Source organism: Actinomadura rudentiformis (genome assembly GCF_008923185.1).
Classification (GTDB): Bacteria; Actinomycetota; Actinomycetes; order Streptosporangiales; family Streptosporangiaceae; genus Spirillospora; species Spirillospora rudentiformis.
The window spans coordinates 210,599-226,087 of the sequence record NZ_WBMT01000011.1; the positions used below are offsets into that span (position 1 = coordinate 210,599).

Genomic DNA, 15,489 nt, shown 5'->3' on the forward strand with positions numbered 1-15,489 from the left:
ACGGGACATCGTGTGGGGCCGCGGCCTCACGTTCTGGCCGGACGGGTCCCGAACCTGCCGAGCACCAGCGCGATCCTGAGCGTGAAGGCGTTCCGGCCGTCCGTCGGGGCGAGCCCGGTCAGCTCGGTGACGCGCCTCAACCGGTAACGCACCGTGTTGGGATGGACGAACAGGAGCCGGGCCGTGGCCTCCAAGGAGGACCCCTGCTCAAGGTAGGTGGTGAGGGTGTCCAGCAGGGGGGCACCGGCCGCGCACATCGGGTCGTACACCTGGTCGATGAGGTAGCGGCGGGCCTCGTCGTCGCCGTCGAGCGCCCGTTCGGGCAGCAGCTCGTCGGCCATCACCGGCCGCGGCGCGTCCGGCCACCCGGCCGCCGCGCGCAGCCCGGCCAGCGCGGCGCGCGCGGAGGTGGTCGAGTCATAGAGGTCGTCGACGGGCGGTCCGACCACGACCGGTCCGGGCCCGCACTTGGCGGCGACGGGACGAGCCGCTTCCAGCGGATCGTCGGCGCCGCCCACGATCACGATCACCCGGTGGCCCTGGACCCCGGCGAGCACGTCCACACGGGCGCGCCGCGCGGCCAGCTGCATCTGGTCGATGATGACCTCGGGCTCCTCGTCCTCGGGGGTGAACCCGGCGATCACCGTCACCGGCTTGGAGGTCCAGCCCAGCGCGGCCGCCCACGAGTGCATGCCGTCGTCGACCTCGCCGCGCAGCACCGCGTTGACGACCAGCGCCTCCAGGCGCGCGTCCCAGGCGGCGCGGGTCTCGGCGGCCTGCGCGTAGACCTGGGCGGCGCCGAACGCGACGTCCCGGGTGTAGCGCAGGATCGCCTCGCGCAGCTGGGCCTCGCCGCCGGGCGCGGCGAGGTCGTCGAGCCGGGTCTCCACCACGTCGATGATCACCCGGACCATGTCGATGGTGTGCTTCAGCTTGATCGAACGCATCAGCTCGCGCGGCGCGGTGCCGAACACCTCGTCGGCGATCGCGGGCCGGGACTCCTCGGCGCTCTTGAACCACTCCACGAACGCGGCGATGCCGGCCTGGGCCACCAGCCCGATCCAGGAGCGCTGCTGGGCCGGCATGCGCCGGAACCAGGGCAGCTGCTTCTCCATGCTCGCCAGGGCGGCCGTGCCGAACGTGCCCATGGCCTTCTCGAGCCGCTCGGTGGTCTTCTCCCGGATGGCGGCTTCGCTCGCGTTGTCCACACCCTTAGAGTGCCACCATCCCGGGCCTGAACCGGCCGTTCACCACCGCCTACGGCGTTCTGGGAGCCGGAACGAGGGCCACTCGGCACCCTGGGCCTGGGTCGGCACGCCAGTAGTCAACGGAGGTCATGACCGCTAGCGGACGGATGTCCGAAGTGATGGAGATTCGCTCACTCGGAGACGGAAAGTGCCCGCCACAGCAGGTTTGCATGCTCATCAGGTGAGCATTTTCAGCCCGGGAGGCTGCATCGCCGGACGGGATCAGGCCGGCTTGGTGACGTGGGTGGGATCGCCCATCGCGATGTACGTGAGGTTGCTCAGCGAGCGGGAGTCCGGGGCCAGATAGTCGCTGTGACCGCCGCCGCCGGCGTCGAAGACACGCGCGCCGAAGCGGGCCGAGACCGGGTCGGGGCCCAGCCCGAGGCCGAAGATGCGGACGTGCGGGACGTCCTCCATCCAGTCGGTGGCGCCGCGTCCCGCCCAGATCCGGGCGGTGCGGCTGAGCCGGCCGGCCGACCAGGCGGTCGTCCCGGGGCTGCCGAACAGGGCGATGTCGGTGACCTGCCGCCAGCCGTCGCGGGCAGATCCCGCCCGGGCCATGGCCGCACGGCCGCAGACGACGGAGCCGTAGCTGTGGCACAGCAGGCCGACCTTGGCCGTGCGGTTGACCCGGTTGAGCCCGGAGAGGAACGTTCTGAGCTCGGCGGCACCCTGCCCTGCCCGCTCGTCGGTGAGCACATCGCTGCTGAACGTCCGGGGCGCGGCGTAGCCCAGCCAGGCGACCACGGCCAGCCCGGGCTCCGGATTGATCTTGCGCGCCTGCTCGTAGACCGCGCGGGCCCCGCCGCCGGGGGCCGACCACGGCTTGCCGGACTTGGAATCGAAGTCGGACAGGGTGGAGTCGGCGCCCGGGACCACCACCGCCACCCGGCGGGCACGGGTCAGGTCCCCGACGACCTCGATGGCGCGGCCTCGGCCGCGCGGATCGAAATAGAGGAATCGCCGCCCCGGCTGCAGAAGGGCTCCAAGGGCCTTGGCCCGATCCCGGTCGCCCACGGAATGGGCGGTCTCCAGCGCCTGCTCGATCGCCCGCCGCTCGATGCCGAACCGTGCGTCCAGCGTCGAGGGCGCCATCGAGGGCAGCGCCGGCGGGGCCGCGTACGGGTCGGCGTGGCCGGTCCCCGCGGTCGTCAGCAGCACGCCGGTGATGGTGACGGCGCAGGCCAGAGCACGTCTGAGCCGTCGTGCACGCTTGGGGTGCGCACGCCGCCGCTGAGCGAGGCGTGATGGCGAGGTCGCGGGCGTCTGGAGGATGCCCTCCAGCAGGGCCCCGCGAGGGGCGGTCGTACGAGGCGGCATGGTCCGTCGTTTCTACCGGATGGCGGCTTATGCTCCGCGCAACCGGGGGTCGGCGTGCGTGTCCCGGATCGCCCCCGGTGCCGTACGGGACGGCATTGGGGCTTCCTCGTTTGATGTACGAGAAGGCCCCGAAGTTGGGATCAAGATCCAGCCGTCCGGCTATGACGACCGCCCTCGCTCGAACTTATGGGCGAGCGCCCAGAACCCCGCCAGGGCGGCGGCGAAGGCGAGCAGCCACGGCAGCCGTGCCAGGACCCACGCCGGAGTGCCGGGCGCGGAGTGCAGCCCGGGCAGCGTCCCGACGGCAAGGGCGGCACCGACCGTGATCGTCATCATCGCCGTCTGGTGCCAGAGGAACACCGTCATGGCCGAGAGGTTCGCCAAGGCCACTCCTGCCCAGGCCCGAGGCCGTTCCATCCAGCGCGCCAACGGCCGCCGCAGCAACAGGGCCAGCCCGGCCTGGGCGATGCCGAAGGCCACCGCGGCCAGCGTCGGCGGGTTGAGGTTGGAGATCGCGGCGCCCGGCACCCCGACCATGCTCGCCGGATACCCCGCGTACATGATCAGACCCGCGGTGGCGGCCGCGCCTCCGGCCAGCAGGCCCACGGCGGCCCGGCGGGAGCCCAGCTTCCCGTTCGCCCAGGCGACGCCGAGGTAGAACGGGACGAGCCAGCCGGTGATCACGGTCGCCCCGCCGAGCCACGCCGGACAGTCCACCCCGAACCGCGCCCAGTCGATCGCGGCGGTGACGGCCACCGGGATCGCGGCGCCCCAGACACCGAGTCGCCGCCAGGCCGCTGTGATCAGGGGAGTGAGCGCGGTCAGCGTGCCGTACACCGCCAGGAACCACAGCGGGCTCAGCACCAGCTTGACCAGAGACCGCAGCGTCCCCGGCTCGTATCCGGCCCACCACAGCGCCGCCGTCGCCGGGATCCAGGCGAGCAGGAGCACCGGTACGGGCCGTAGCAACCGCGCCATCCGGCGCTTCAGCCAGGGCAGGTACGCTTCGCCGGCCCGGTGCCCCCTGGCCGCCGTGTAGCCCCCGACCAGGAAGAAGACCGCCAACGTCTGGAGCACCCACGACACCGGGGCGAACGCGGGCATCGACGCGAGCGGGCTGGTCACAGCCAGTTGCCCGTCCCCGCTGGGCACGAACGCGGTGACGAGCCAGTGCCCGAGGATCACACCGAGAATGGCGAACGCCCGCAGAGCGTCCACGGCACGGTCGCGGTTGGGCGGAGTGGCGGCGTTGATCCGCGCCACCACCCCTCGCCGCGCGGCGGCCCCTGTGCCGGTGGCGGGAGCGGTGTGCGGGCTAGGCGTCCTGGTGCCGAGCATGGCTGGTCTCCGGGTCGTGGCCGAGGGCGATGAGCGCGAGGTTGCGGAGGGAGGCGCTGCCGGGCTTGAGGTACTCGCTGTGCGTGCCGCCGCCGGCGTCGAAGCGGAGCGCGCCGAACCGCGCGTCCGTCGGGTCGTCGCCGAACCCCAGGCCCGCGAACTCGACCTTCGGCACGTACTCCGTCCAGTCGCCGGCCGAGCGGCCGGCCCAGACCCGTGCCCGGGTGCGCATGTCGGTGACCGAGTCGAGGGACGTGCCGGGGCTGCCGAAGAGGGCGATCTCGTCCACCGCCAGCTCGCCCTTCGCGGCGGCCTTGCCGACCACGACCGAGCCATAGCTGTGAGCCAGGAGCGAATACCGGGCGGCGGGGTTCACGCCGCGGAGCTCGGCCAGGAACCGGCGCAGCCCGTGGGCGGCGGACGCCGCCCGGCCGCCGGTGAGGATCACCGGGCTGAGCGTGGACGGCGAGTCGTAGCCGAGCCAGGCGACCACGGCGACGTGCTCGCCAGGGACGTCCCTGCGCATCTGCTCATAGAGCGCCTTGGCCCCGCCGCCCACGAACTTCCAGCTGTCGTAGGTGTCCAGCTCGCCGTCCGCGCCGGGGACGACGACCGTGATCCGCTCGGCGCGCGCGAGGTCGCCGTGAACTTCGACGGCCTTGCCTGCGCCGCGCCCGTCGAACGACAGGAAGTGGCGGCCGGAGCTGACGAAGGCCGACAGGACGCGGATCCGTTCCTTGTCGCCGAGCCTTCGTGCGGTGCTGAGCGCCTTGCCGATGTCCTTGAGAACGGCGTGGTAGCGCGTCTCGAGCGTGGGCCGGGAAAGGTGCACGGCGGCGAGCGGGGCCGCGTACGGATCGGGCCTGCTCGCACCGCTGGTCAGCGTCGACGTGGTCAGGATCGCCAGGGCGACGAGCAGAATCCTGCGCGCGGATCTGTCCTGGCGGGTCGAGCGGCCCATTCTGCACGTCCTTCCTGGTCAGCGGGTTTCTCCCACTGATCAGGAAGGTAGGAAAGGGACGTTGTAGCGCAGATCAACCCACGGAGCCGTCTTCTCCCGTACGACTCCGGTGTGACCGGTGCTATCTACGACCCGGGCGTGACGAGGCCGACCTCGTACGCGTAGACGATCGCCTGGGGCCGGTCGCGGAGGCCGAGCTTCATCAGGATGCGTCCGAAGTGGGTCTTGACGGTCTGCTCCGCCACCACCAGCTGGGCCGCGATCTCGCCGTTGGACAGGCCGCGGGCGACCAGGGCCAGCACCTCGGTCTCCCGCTCGGTGAGCGCGTCCAGCTGCTTGCGGGCGGGTTGCCGGGGCGCGCCGAGCCGCGAGAACTCCGTGATCAGCCGCTTGGTGATCGAGGGGGACAACAACGCGTCCCCGGCGGCCACGACGCGCACGGCGTCGGACAGCTCCGTGGCCGAGGCGTCCTTCAGCAGGAAGCCGCTGGCTCCGGCGCGCAACGCCTCGTACACATAGTCGTCCAGGTCGAACGTGGTCAGCATGAGGACCTTGGGCAGCGGCTCACCCCCGCCCTCGCCCTCCGCCGACAGCAGGCGTCGCGTCGCCTCCAGCCCGTCCATGACGGGCATCCGCACGTCCATGAGGACGACGTCCGGGCGCAGCTCGGCGATCCGGCGCAGGCCCTCTTCGCCGTTCACCGCCTCGCCGACGACCTCGATGTCGGGCTGGGCGTTCAGCAGCACGCCGAAGCCGGTGCGCACCATGCCCTGGTCGTCGACGATCACGACCTTGATGCTCACGTGTACCCCTTCTTGTCGCCGCCTGGTTGCAGTGCCTATCACCGTCTGGCCTATCGCCGCCTGGTGGGCAGTGTCGCGTCCACTTCGAACCCCCCGGCCAGCGTCGGGCCGGCGGTGAGCTCGCCGCCCAGCATGGCAGCCCGCTCGCGCATCCCGACCAGGCCGTGCCCGCCCCCGGGCGGTGGCTCCTGCGGCCTGCGGCCGCCCGGCGGCGGCTCGTTCACCACGCTCACCCGTAGCGCCTCCGCGGCGAAGTCGATCGCGACCACCACCGTGGACCCCGGCGCGTGCCGCATCGCGTTGCTGAGCGCCTCCTGGACGATCCGGTAGATGGTCAGCTCGTAGCCCGGCGGCACGTGCCGCCGGTCGCCGGTCTCGGTGACCGTCACGCTCAGCCCCGCGCCGCGCGCGCCGGCCACGAGCTCTTCCAACCGGTCCAGGCTGGGCTGCGGGGCGGTCTCGGCGCCGTCCTCCTGCCGGAGAACGCCCAGGATGCGCCGCAGTTCGGTCAGCGCGTCGAGCGCGGTCGCCCGTATCTCCGACAGGTCCTGGCGGGTCTCGGCGGGCAGCTCGGTGACCTTGTACGGCGCCGCCTCCGCCTGAATCGCGATCATGGACATGTGGTGGGCGACCACGTCGTGCAGCTCCCGGGCGATGCGCTGGCGTTCGGTCAGCACCACCTCGGTGGCCTGGTGGCGGCGTTCCTGCTCGGCCAGCTCGCGCTGGGCCGCCTCCTCGCGTTCGAGCAGCTCCTGGCGGGCGGTCTGCCGCTGCCGGACGACGAAACCGGCCAGCAGGGGAAGCAGGATCACGGCGGACGCGCCGCCCGCGGTCTCGGCGGAGAGCATCCAGGTCCCGGTGACCGAGATCAGCCCGACGCCGATCGTGACGTGACGCGGGCAGCGCACGGCCACCGAGTAGAGGATCAGGAGGGCCGCGATGGCCATGCCCGGCAGGTACGGGGTGGTCATCCAGCGTTGCACCTGGCTGGTGCCGAACACCGCCACCAGGGCGATGATCCGCCAGGCGCCGAGCGGATGGCGTTGCCGCAGGGCCAGCGGGACGGCGGCGCCGAGGGCGATGGAGAAGAAAAGGGACGGGTTGCTGTATCCCGGCTCCACCTGATCCGCCTCGGTCTGCAGCACCGAGTACGAGCCGAAGAGGATGGCGACCGCGATGCCGAGGTCGACGACCTGTGCCACCGCTCCGAGTGGGAGGCGGCCGATCCCGATCCGCCTGGTCCAGCGCAGGCCGGGCGGCCACGGCCGGTGCGCCGGCGCCTGATCGGACCTGCCGGTGAACGCGGCGGCGACGAATGGTCGGAACAGCAGGCGAAACGTCTCGCCCGCGCCGCGGTCCTGGGTGTCGTCCCCGGTCATAGGGCCAGGCTATTGGGCCGCCGGATCGCCCGGATGACACCCTGGTGCGACACCGCTGTCATACCTGGGTACGGTCTCGATCGTGGAGCCCGTTGAAGCCCTGCGCCGGATCGCGTTCTTTCTCGAACGCGCCCACGAGCCGACCTACCGCGTCCGCGCCTTCCGCAAGGCGGCCGATTTGGTGGAGCAGATGCCACCGGACGAGCTGGCCGGGCACGCCCGCAACGGCACCCTGACCGGGCTGCCCGGCATCGGCAAGGTCACCGCGCTGGTGATCGAGGAGTCGCTGCGCGGGGAGGTGCCGGTCTACCTGCGGCGGTTGGAGGCGACGGAGGGGGAGCCCGTCGATGAGGCGGCGGCTGCGCTGCGGTCGGCGCTCAAGGGGGACCTCCACACGCACAGCGACTGGTCCGACGGTGGTTCGCCCATCCGCGAGATGGCCGAGACGGCTCGTTCGCTGGGGCACGAGTACATCGCGCTCACCGACCACTCGCCCCGGCTGACGGTGGCCAACGGCCTGTCGCCGGACCGCCTCCGCCGGCAGCTGGACGTGGTGGCGGAGCTGAACGAGGAGCTCGCGCCGTTCCGGATCCTCACCGGCATCGAGGTCGACATCCTGGAGGACGGATCGCTCGACCAGGAAGACGAGCTCCTCGACCGCCTCGACGTGGTCGTGGCGAGCGTGCACTCCAAGCTGCGCATGGACAAGGTCGGCATGACCAAGCGCATGGTCGCGGCGATTGCCAATCCGCGGGTGAACGTGCTCGGGCACTGCACGGGGCGCATCGTCAAGGCGGGCGGCAAGCGGGGTGGACTGCGGCCAGAGTCGGAGTTCGACGCCGGGCTGGTCTTCGACGCGTGCGCCGCGTACGACGTCGCCGTGGAGATCAATTCGCGGCCGGAGCGGCTCGATCCGCCCAAGCGCCTGCTGCGCCTCGCGGTCGAGGCCGGCTGCCGCTTCTCGATCGACTCGGACGCCCACGCGCCCGGTCAGCTCGACTGGCAGCCGTTCGGATGCGATCGCGCCGCCCGCTGCGCCGTGCGCCCCGACCAGATCGTCAACACCCTTTCCGCCGACGACCTCCTGAACTGGACGCGAAGCCGGTGACTGAACCGCCGGCGGGTGGTTGGACGTACGGAGAACAACGGGTGAACGGGGGCTGAGCGCCGCTGGTTGCTTGGGTGAAATGCCTGATTATTCACCTGTGTGTCCCCCGGTGGACGGTCTGATCTCGGCACACTGTCGGCTGTTCGGTCCGGCGACCGCCGTGCCGCGAGAACGTCTTGAACGAGGTCATGCCATGTCCGAAGCATTCGCCGGCTCCCCCGTAGACCCCGACGACCAGAGCTCGAACTCCTCGGGGAACGAGGCGTTCCAGGACGTCGTGGAGCGGCGGTTGTCCCGCCGCGGGGTGTTGCGCACCGGAGGGATCGTGGCCGCGGCCGGGTTCCTCGGCACCGGTGCCGTGGCGGGCGTCGCGCAGGCCACCGGCGGCACGAGCCGCGAGGCCGTGGCGGCCGCCGGCTCGTCGGGCCGGGGACGCGGGCTGCTGCGCTTCAAGGCGGTGCCGGCCGGCGCCGCCGACACGCTCACGGTGCCCGAGGGCTACACCGCGCAGGTGCTGATCCCCTGGGGCACCCCGATCCGCGCCGGCGGCCCCGCCTGGAAGAAGGACGCGTCCAACACGGCGGCCGAGCAGGCGCAGCAGATCGGCATGCACCACGACGGCATGCACTACTTCCCGATGTCGCGCGGCGGCGACAGCGGGCTGCTCGTGCTCAACCACGAGTACGTCGACACCACGCTGCTCTACAAGGACGGCAACGCGACCGTCTCCAAGGAGAAGGTCGACAAGGCGCTCCACGCGCACGGCGTCAGCGTCGTGAAGGTCTCCCGCCACAAGGGCGGGTGGCGGCTGCGCGACTCCAAGTACAACCGGCGCATCCACGGCAACACGCCGATGACGTTCTCCGGTCCCGTCAAGGGCAGCCACCCCGAACTCGCCGCCGACGGCCCGGTCCGGGGCACGCTCAACAACTGCTCCAGCGGCTACACCCCATGGGGAACGTACGTCACCTGCGAGGAGAACTGGAACAGCTACTTCGGCACCGACAAGGCCGGATGGACGCCGGACGCCGAGCAGAAGCGGTACGGCGTGCAGGCGAGCAGCGCTCCGTACAACTGGCACAAGGCCGACCCGCGCTTCGACATCGCGGCCAACCCCAAGGAGGCCAACCGGTTCGGCTGGGTCGTCGAGATCGACCCGTTCGACCCGAAGAGCACTCCGGTGAAGCGCACCGCGCTGGGCCGTGTGAAGCACGAGAGCGCCACCGTCACCGAGTCCCGCGGCCGTGTCGTCGTCTACACCGGTGACGACCAGGATGGCGAGTACGTCTACAAGTTCGTGAGCAGCGAGCCGTGGCGCCGCCTGCGCGCGCGCCGCAAGAGCCCGCTGGACCACGGCACGCTCTACGTCGCCAAGTTCAACGACGACGGCACCGGCACCTGGCTGCCTCTCGTCTTCGGCAAGGGCCCGCTGACCGCGGCGAACGGCTGGAAGGACCAGGCCGACGTCCTGATCCGTACCCGTACCGCCGCCGACGCCGTGGGGGCCACCAAGCTCGACCGTCCCGAGTGGGTCGCGGTGCACCCGCACAACAAGGACGTCTACCTCACGCTGACCAACGGTGCGGGCAACGGCGGCAAGGTCAACCCGCGCAAGCCCAACCCGTACGGCCACATCGTGCGGTGGCGCGAGAAGCACGGCGACAACACCGCGCTGACGTTCCAGTGGGACATCTTCGACCTCGCCGGGGACCCCGAGTACGACCCGTCGGTCAAGCTCGGGCCCGACAACATCCACGGCTCCCCGGACGGCATCGGCTTCGACCGGTCCGGCCGGCTGTGGATCCAGACCGACATCTCCAACTCGTCGCAGAACCTCGCCAGCAAGGGCTACGACAACATCGGCAACAACATGATGCTCGCCTCCGACCCGAAGACCGGTGAGATCCGGCGCTTCCTCGTCGGCCCGCGCGGCGCCGAGATCACCGGCTGGACGATCTCGCCCGACCAGCGGTCGTTGTTCATCAACGTCCAGCACCCCGGCGAGGCCACGGCCGCCTGGGGCACGCCGACCCCCGAGAACCCGCGGGCGGTCAGCAACTGGCCGGAGTACGACCCGCAGGGCCGTCCCCGCGCCGCCACCGTCGTGATCCGCAAGAAGGACGGCGGGGTCATCGGCACCTGATCGACCGATTCTTGTGTGCGGGCCGGGCGGCGTCAGCCTCCCGGCCCGCGGTCCGTTGACCGGTCCGGGTAGCGTCGGCACCATTCCGATCAAAGGACGGCGCTGATGACGGAGATCACCCACCGGTTCGTCGAGTCCACCAGCGGCCTGCGGATGCACGTCGCGGAGGCCGGTGAAGGGCCGCTGGTCCTGCTGCTGCACGGCTTCCCGGAGTGCTGGTATTCGTGGCGCCACCAGCTGACCGCCCTCGCGGAGGCGGGTTTCCACGCCGTCGCGCCCGACCAGCGCGGTTACGCCCGTACCGGCGGTCCTGAAGAGGTCGACAAGTACTCGCTCCTGCACCTGGTGGGCGACGCGGTCGGCCTCATCGAGGCATTGGGCGTACGCCAGGCCTCGGTCGTCGGCCACGACTGGGGTGCCCCGGTGGCCTGGGCCACGGCGCAGCTCCGGCCTGATCTCGTGCAAGGCGTGGCGTGCCTGTCGGTGCCTCACCGGCCGCGCGGGTCCAAGCCGCCGGTCGCGACCATGCGCAAGCTGCTGGGCGACGGCTTCTACATGGTCTATTTCCAGCAGCCGGACGTGCCCGAGGCCGAGTTCGAGCGGGACCCCGCCGCGACGTTCCGGCGGATGTTGTACGCGGCGTCCGGTGACGCCCCGCCCAACGTCCCGATCGTCCCGGAGGGCGGCGGCTTCCTCGACGTGTGCCCGGAGCCGGAGGAGTACCCGGACTGGCTGACCGCCGAGGACGTCGCCGCGTTCGTCCGCGAATACGAGGGGACGGGCTTCAGCGGCCCGATCAACTGGTACCGCAACCTCGACCGCAACTGGGAGCTCACGGCCGCCTGGCACCGCGCGCCCGTCACGCCGCCGGCCCTGTACATCGCCGGGGACCGCGACATGGTCGTGGCCGGGCCGGGCGCGCGGAAGGCGATCGACCGGATGTCCGACTTCGTGCCCGACCTGCGCGAGACCGTCTGGCTGCCGGGCTGCGGTCACTGGACCCAGCAGGAACGCCCGACCGAGGTGAACGAGGCCCTGATCGGCTTCCTGCGCTCGCTCTGAGGAATGTCGGACCCGCGGCGTACGGTCGCGGGGTGAATCGGACCGACCGCCTGTACGCCTTGGTGGAGCATCTGCGGGCCTGCGCCCCGCGCCGGGTCAGCGCGCGTGCGCTCGCGGCGCGGTTCGAGGTGAGCGTCCGCACGATCGAACGGGACATCGCCGCCCTCCAGCAGGGCGGTGTGCCGATCTACGCCGATGTGGGGCGCGCCGGCGGCTACACCCTCGACAAGAGCCGCACGCTGCCGCCGCTCAACTTCACGCCCGCCGAGGCGGTGGCGGTCGCGATCACCCTGAGCCGCGCGGAGGGCTCGCCGTTCTCGCGCTCCGCCCGGACCGCCCTGCAAAAGATCGTCGCGGCCATGTCGGCGGCCGACGGCGCGTCCGCGCGCGAGCTCGCCGGGCGCATCCGCCTGCTCGCGCCGCTGGAGGACGGCGGGCCCGCCGGCCAGCGAGAGCGGGTCCCCGCGGTCCTGGAGGAGGCGGTGTCCAGCCGGCGCGTGGTGCGGCTGGCCTACATCGACAAGGACGGCACCGAGACCGAACGCGACGTCGAGCCGGTGGCGTTCACCGGCGGCACCAACGCCTGGTACCTGATCGGCTGGTGCCGCCTGCGCGGCGACGCCCGCGTCTTCCGCATCGACCGCGTCCGCCGCGCCGCGCTCCTGGAGGAGACGGCCCCTGATCGCCGCTTCGAAGACATCACCGACGACCCGCCCAACGCCATCGTCCGCGCCCTCGAATTCGTCTGAACGCGACTTCGTCTGAACACGGCTTTGTCTGAACGCGGCACGGCCCGCCCGGCTGGTTGCCGGACGGGCCGCGTTGTCCGCAGGGTTCGCGGAGGTTGTCAGATCAGCCGAGGAGGTGTCGCATCGCCCTCTTCACGAAGTCGTTGCGGGCCTCGGTGGACATGCCCTCTGCGCCGAAGCCGACGTAGACGCTGTCCTTGGTGGTGACGCCTGCGCCCTCTTCGAAGGCCTGCTGGCTGCGGGCCCAGTCGTTGGAGGCCGGGGCCGAGCCCGTGGGCGGTCCCGCGACGGTCCAGCCGCCGAGGTCGGACTCGAAGGAGGTCTCCGCGAGCGTCGCGCCGCCCGCGGTGATCTTGGCGTCGTCGAGGAACACGCCGAGGCCCTGGGTGCCCCAGTCGCTGACGTAGGAGATGGAGATCTCGACCTTCTTGCCCGCGTAGGGCGTCAGGTCGATCGACCATTCCTTGTAGCCGTTGGACTTGCCGGTGGCGGCGTGCCAGGCGCCGGTGGTGCCGGTCGGCGAGCAGTCCTGACCCTGGTAGTGGTTCAGGTGCGGGTGGATCGCACGCCAGCCTGAGGCGCAGCTCTCACCCGTGCCCTGCTGGGTGTTGCCGTTGGCGTCCGGAAGGGTCGTCCAGTCGTCCTGACCCTCGGTGCGAGCCTCGACGAACATGTAGTCCCAGTTCGGCTCGGTCTCGTAGGAGGCGTGGAAGGACAGCTTTCCGTCCGTCTTGCCGGTCAGGTCGACCGTGCGGGTGAGCCGCTTGTACGACACGTCGGCCTGGCCGCTGTAGACGTACCAGGAGCCGGTGCGCGGGTCGTACGGTGCGCCGCCCGGACGGTCCCACTTGATCGGGGCGCTGGTGGCGAACTGCGGGAACTCCTTCTTCGGCAGGAAGCTCGACGTGGTCAGGAACGACCCGGTGTGGTCCTGGTTGTTCGCCGAGTCGCCGCCGTTGAGCGGGGCCGCGAAGCCGTTGAACTTCCCGCCGACGCCCTTGACCGGGTACGGCTTGCCGTCCTGCCCGGTGCCGCCGTCGCTGATGTAGCTGTAGGCACCGAGGTAGTACTGCAGGAAGTCGTTGAACATCGGCAGGCACGGCGGGTCGCTCGGCGTGGTGCACTCCGGCTGGGCCGGGTAGTCCGGCTCGTAGAAGTACGAACCGTCGGCGCCCTGCGCGAAGCCCGCGTACTTACCGGTGAGCAGCAGCTTGCCGCCCTCGTTGAGGTAGTCGCGGACGCTCAGCTCCAAGTCGAAGCCGAGCTTGGCCGCGGTACCGCCCGGCTGGCCGGTCGCCCGCGGGATGATGTCGTCTCCGGTCTCCCAGACGACCGCCTTGTAGTGGCTGAGCACACCGAGGTGGTGCGGTGCCTTGCGGCCGTTCTTGTCGATGTCGTAGACGTCGGAGCTGTAGCCCGCCGCCGTCAGCGAGGAGGCGTAGGCGCCGGTGTACTTGGCCTGGGTGACGCCCTGGGCCGGGCTGGCGCCCGTGACGTCCTCGGCCGCGAGCACCAGGACCTTGCCGCCGATGTCCGAGGCGACCGTGTAGGTGAACTTCTGGCTGCTCACCTTCTTGCCCTTGTTGCGGGCCTCGAACCAGACCTCGACCTTGTCACCGGCCTTGGTGCCGCGCACCTTGCCGCGGTACTCGCCGTAGTAGTGACGGCCCTCGTCGCCGTACCGCTCGCCGCCCTTCCACTCGCGGACGGAGTCGCTCACGGTGCGGCCGCCGTTCACGCTGTAGCGCAGGGTGAGCCCCTTGAGGGACTTGCGGGCCGTGACCGCGACCGGCTGGGTGCGGCCGTGCGAGACCTCGAACGCGTCGGCGACCAGGTCCGGCGTGGTCTTGCCGACCACGGACACCGGCTTGTCGGGGCTGTGCGACGACTTGGCCGTCGCGATCGCCAGCGGGAGGTTCTTGAGGTACTCCTGCTGGATCAGCTTCTCGTCGTCCGGGAAGTGGAAGACGCTGGCGCACTCCTCGGGCTTCCACGGGTCGTTCGGATCGATGGCGCTGATCGTTTGGCAGGTCGACATCTCCGGGGTGTAGGCCAGCACGCCGTGGCGCTCGCCCATGTGGCCGTCGGTGTCGCCGTTGGTGATGTAGAGCTCGGCCCCGAGGTCGGGGTCGTAGCCGGGCACCGCCGGGTGCTCGTCGTCACCGAGGAGCGCCTCGAAGATCTTGTCGTCCGGGCTCGGCGTCTGCTGCTGCCAGCCGACGCCGTAGAGCAGCAGCTCGGCAGCCGAGTGGTAGTTGACCAGCAACTTGGGCTTGAGCTTGCTGATGAAGGCGTCCTGGACCTTGGTCTCCGGCTCGGAGCCCGGGCCGGTGCCGCGGTAGGTCTGGCTGTCGCGCTGCGGCGAGGAACCCTCGTTGTCGTAGCCCCACTTGTAGGGGAAGTTGCGGTTGGGGTCCACGCCGTCGGCGTTGGTCACCTGACCGTCGCCGTCGTTGTCGCGGACGTTCTTGCGCCACATCCGGTAGTCGGGGTTGAACGTGAGGTCGTAGCCGTCGACGTTGATGACCGGGATGAACCAGATGTCGGTCGTGTTGACGAGCTTGGTGATCTCGGCGTCCGTGCCGTAGCTGTTCAGGAAGTGGTGCATCGTCCGGCGCACCTGCTCCGGCGTGATCCACTCACGGGCGTGCTGGGCCGCCTGGAAGACCACCGAGGGGCGGCTGCCGCGCGTCGGGTAGGTGCGGGCGCCCTTGGTGACCCGCACCGCGGTGATCGGCTGTCCCTTGAGGGACTTGCCGATGTCCACGGCCCGGGCGATGTTCGGGTGGTCGGCCGCCGCCTTGACGATCTCCTCGCGGATGTTGCCGGCTCCCGAGTACGGGCGGAACACGTTGCCCTGGGCGGCGAGCGTCCGGGAACGTTCGCTCGCGCTCTTGCCCTTCACCTTCTTCACCTGGAGCGGCACGCCCTTGGCGCGCAGGGCCTCGCCCTGCGCGCGACTCATCGCGACCTCGATCGGGACCTTGCCGCCCTGGGCTTTGCCCATCGCGATGTCCTCGTGGTCGAGCCCGAGTGCGCGGAGCTTCTTGACGTGGTCCACCGTCAGCTGACCGGTGAACACCTCCATCCGGTCATTGGCGCGCGTCTGACCCCCGGGCGCGGCGGTGGCGGGCGAGGCGGCCACCAATCCGGCTCCGAGGGTCAACGCGGCGAAGAATGAGGTGACTTTGCGCCTCATTGCGCCTCCATGGCACTTAAGGGGATTGAGGAGTCGCTGGCCGAGCGGGGGCGCACGTGGTTCTCCTCAGAGTGAGGTCAGCGTCCACGAGTCGGTAAGAGTGGTCAATGCCTTTTCTGAGGTTTGTTCAGATTTGCCAGCATTGGGGTGGGGGTTCGCATCGTTGCCAGACGTTGACAG

Annotated in this window: 11 protein-coding genes; 4 read left to right on the plus strand and 7 right to left on the minus strand. The window is 70.8% G+C overall.

What is annotated here, in order from left to right:
• Window positions 1–26 precede the first annotated feature (26 nt).
• The 6 genes from F8566_RS23925 to F8566_RS23950 all read right to left on the minus strand — a co-directional run bounded on the left by F8566_RS23925 (window position 27) and on the right by F8566_RS23950 (window position 7,048).
• A complete protein-coding gene (locus tag F8566_RS23925; RefSeq protein ID WP_225993461.1) occupies window positions 27–1,208 on the minus strand; it encodes a PucR family transcriptional regulator in 1,182 nt (393 codons plus the stop codon).
• A 261-nt stretch (window positions 1,209–1,469) separates the two neighbouring features.
• Complete coding sequence (locus tag F8566_RS23930; RefSeq protein WP_151563518.1) at window positions 1,470–2,567, minus strand: alpha/beta hydrolase; 1,098 nt, start codon at window positions 2,565–2,567, stop codon at window positions 1,470–1,472.
• A 159-nt stretch (window positions 2,568–2,726) separates the two neighbouring features.
• The gene (locus F8566_RS23935) at window positions 2,727–3,905 is read right to left on the minus strand and encodes an acyltransferase family protein (protein WP_151563521.1); all 1,179 of its coding nucleotides are present in this window, start codon (window positions 3,903–3,905) and stop codon (window positions 2,727–2,729) included.
• The gene (locus F8566_RS23940; protein WP_151563523.1) at window positions 3,883–4,866 is read right to left on the minus strand and encodes an alpha/beta hydrolase; all 984 of its coding nucleotides are present in this window, start codon (window positions 4,864–4,866) and stop codon (window positions 3,883–3,885) included. Before F8566_RS23940 ends, F8566_RS23935 begins: the two co-directional genes overlap by 23 nt.
• Window positions 4,867–4,991: 125 nt before the next feature.
• Window positions 4,992–5,669, minus strand: a complete 678-nt coding sequence (locus F8566_RS23945) for a response regulator (protein ID WP_151563526.1) — start codon at window positions 5,667–5,669, stop codon at window positions 4,992–4,994.
• A gap of 50 nt (window positions 5,670–5,719) precedes the next feature.
• A complete protein-coding gene (locus tag F8566_RS23950; RefSeq protein ID WP_151563528.1) occupies window positions 5,720–7,048 on the minus strand; it encodes a sensor histidine kinase in 1,329 nt (442 codons plus the stop codon).
• 82 nt (window positions 7,049–7,130) lie between these two features.
• Between F8566_RS23950 and F8566_RS23955 the strand changes: the two genes are divergently transcribed.
• The 4 genes from F8566_RS23955 to F8566_RS23970 all read left to right on the plus strand — a co-directional run bounded on the left by F8566_RS23955 (window position 7,131) and on the right by F8566_RS23970 (window position 12,110).
• Window positions 7,131–8,156 (plus strand): PHP domain-containing protein, encoded by a 1,026-nt coding sequence (locus F8566_RS23955; RefSeq protein ID WP_151563531.1) that lies wholly within the window; start codon window positions 7,131–7,133, stop codon window positions 8,154–8,156.
• 193 nt (window positions 8,157–8,349) lie between these two features.
• Window positions 8,350–10,299 (plus strand): PhoX family protein, encoded by a 1,950-nt coding sequence (locus F8566_RS23960; protein ID WP_151563534.1) that lies wholly within the window; start codon window positions 8,350–8,352, stop codon window positions 10,297–10,299.
• Between the two features lie 105 nt (window positions 10,300–10,404).
• A complete protein-coding gene (locus tag F8566_RS23965) occupies window positions 10,405–11,361 on the plus strand; it encodes an alpha/beta fold hydrolase (RefSeq protein ID WP_151563536.1) in 957 nt (318 codons plus the stop codon).
• A 32-nt stretch (window positions 11,362–11,393) separates the two neighbouring features.
• A complete protein-coding gene (locus tag F8566_RS23970) occupies window positions 11,394–12,110 on the plus strand; it encodes a helix-turn-helix transcriptional regulator (RefSeq protein WP_151563538.1) in 717 nt (238 codons plus the stop codon).
• Window positions 12,111–12,213: 103 nt separating this feature from the next.
• Here the strand turns inward: F8566_RS23970 and F8566_RS23975 are convergent, their stop codons facing one another.
• Window positions 12,214–15,309 (minus strand): M14 family metallopeptidase, encoded by a 3,096-nt coding sequence (locus tag F8566_RS23975; protein ID WP_151563541.1) that lies wholly within the window; start codon window positions 15,307–15,309, stop codon window positions 12,214–12,216.
• Window positions 15,310–15,489 lie beyond the last annotated feature (180 nt).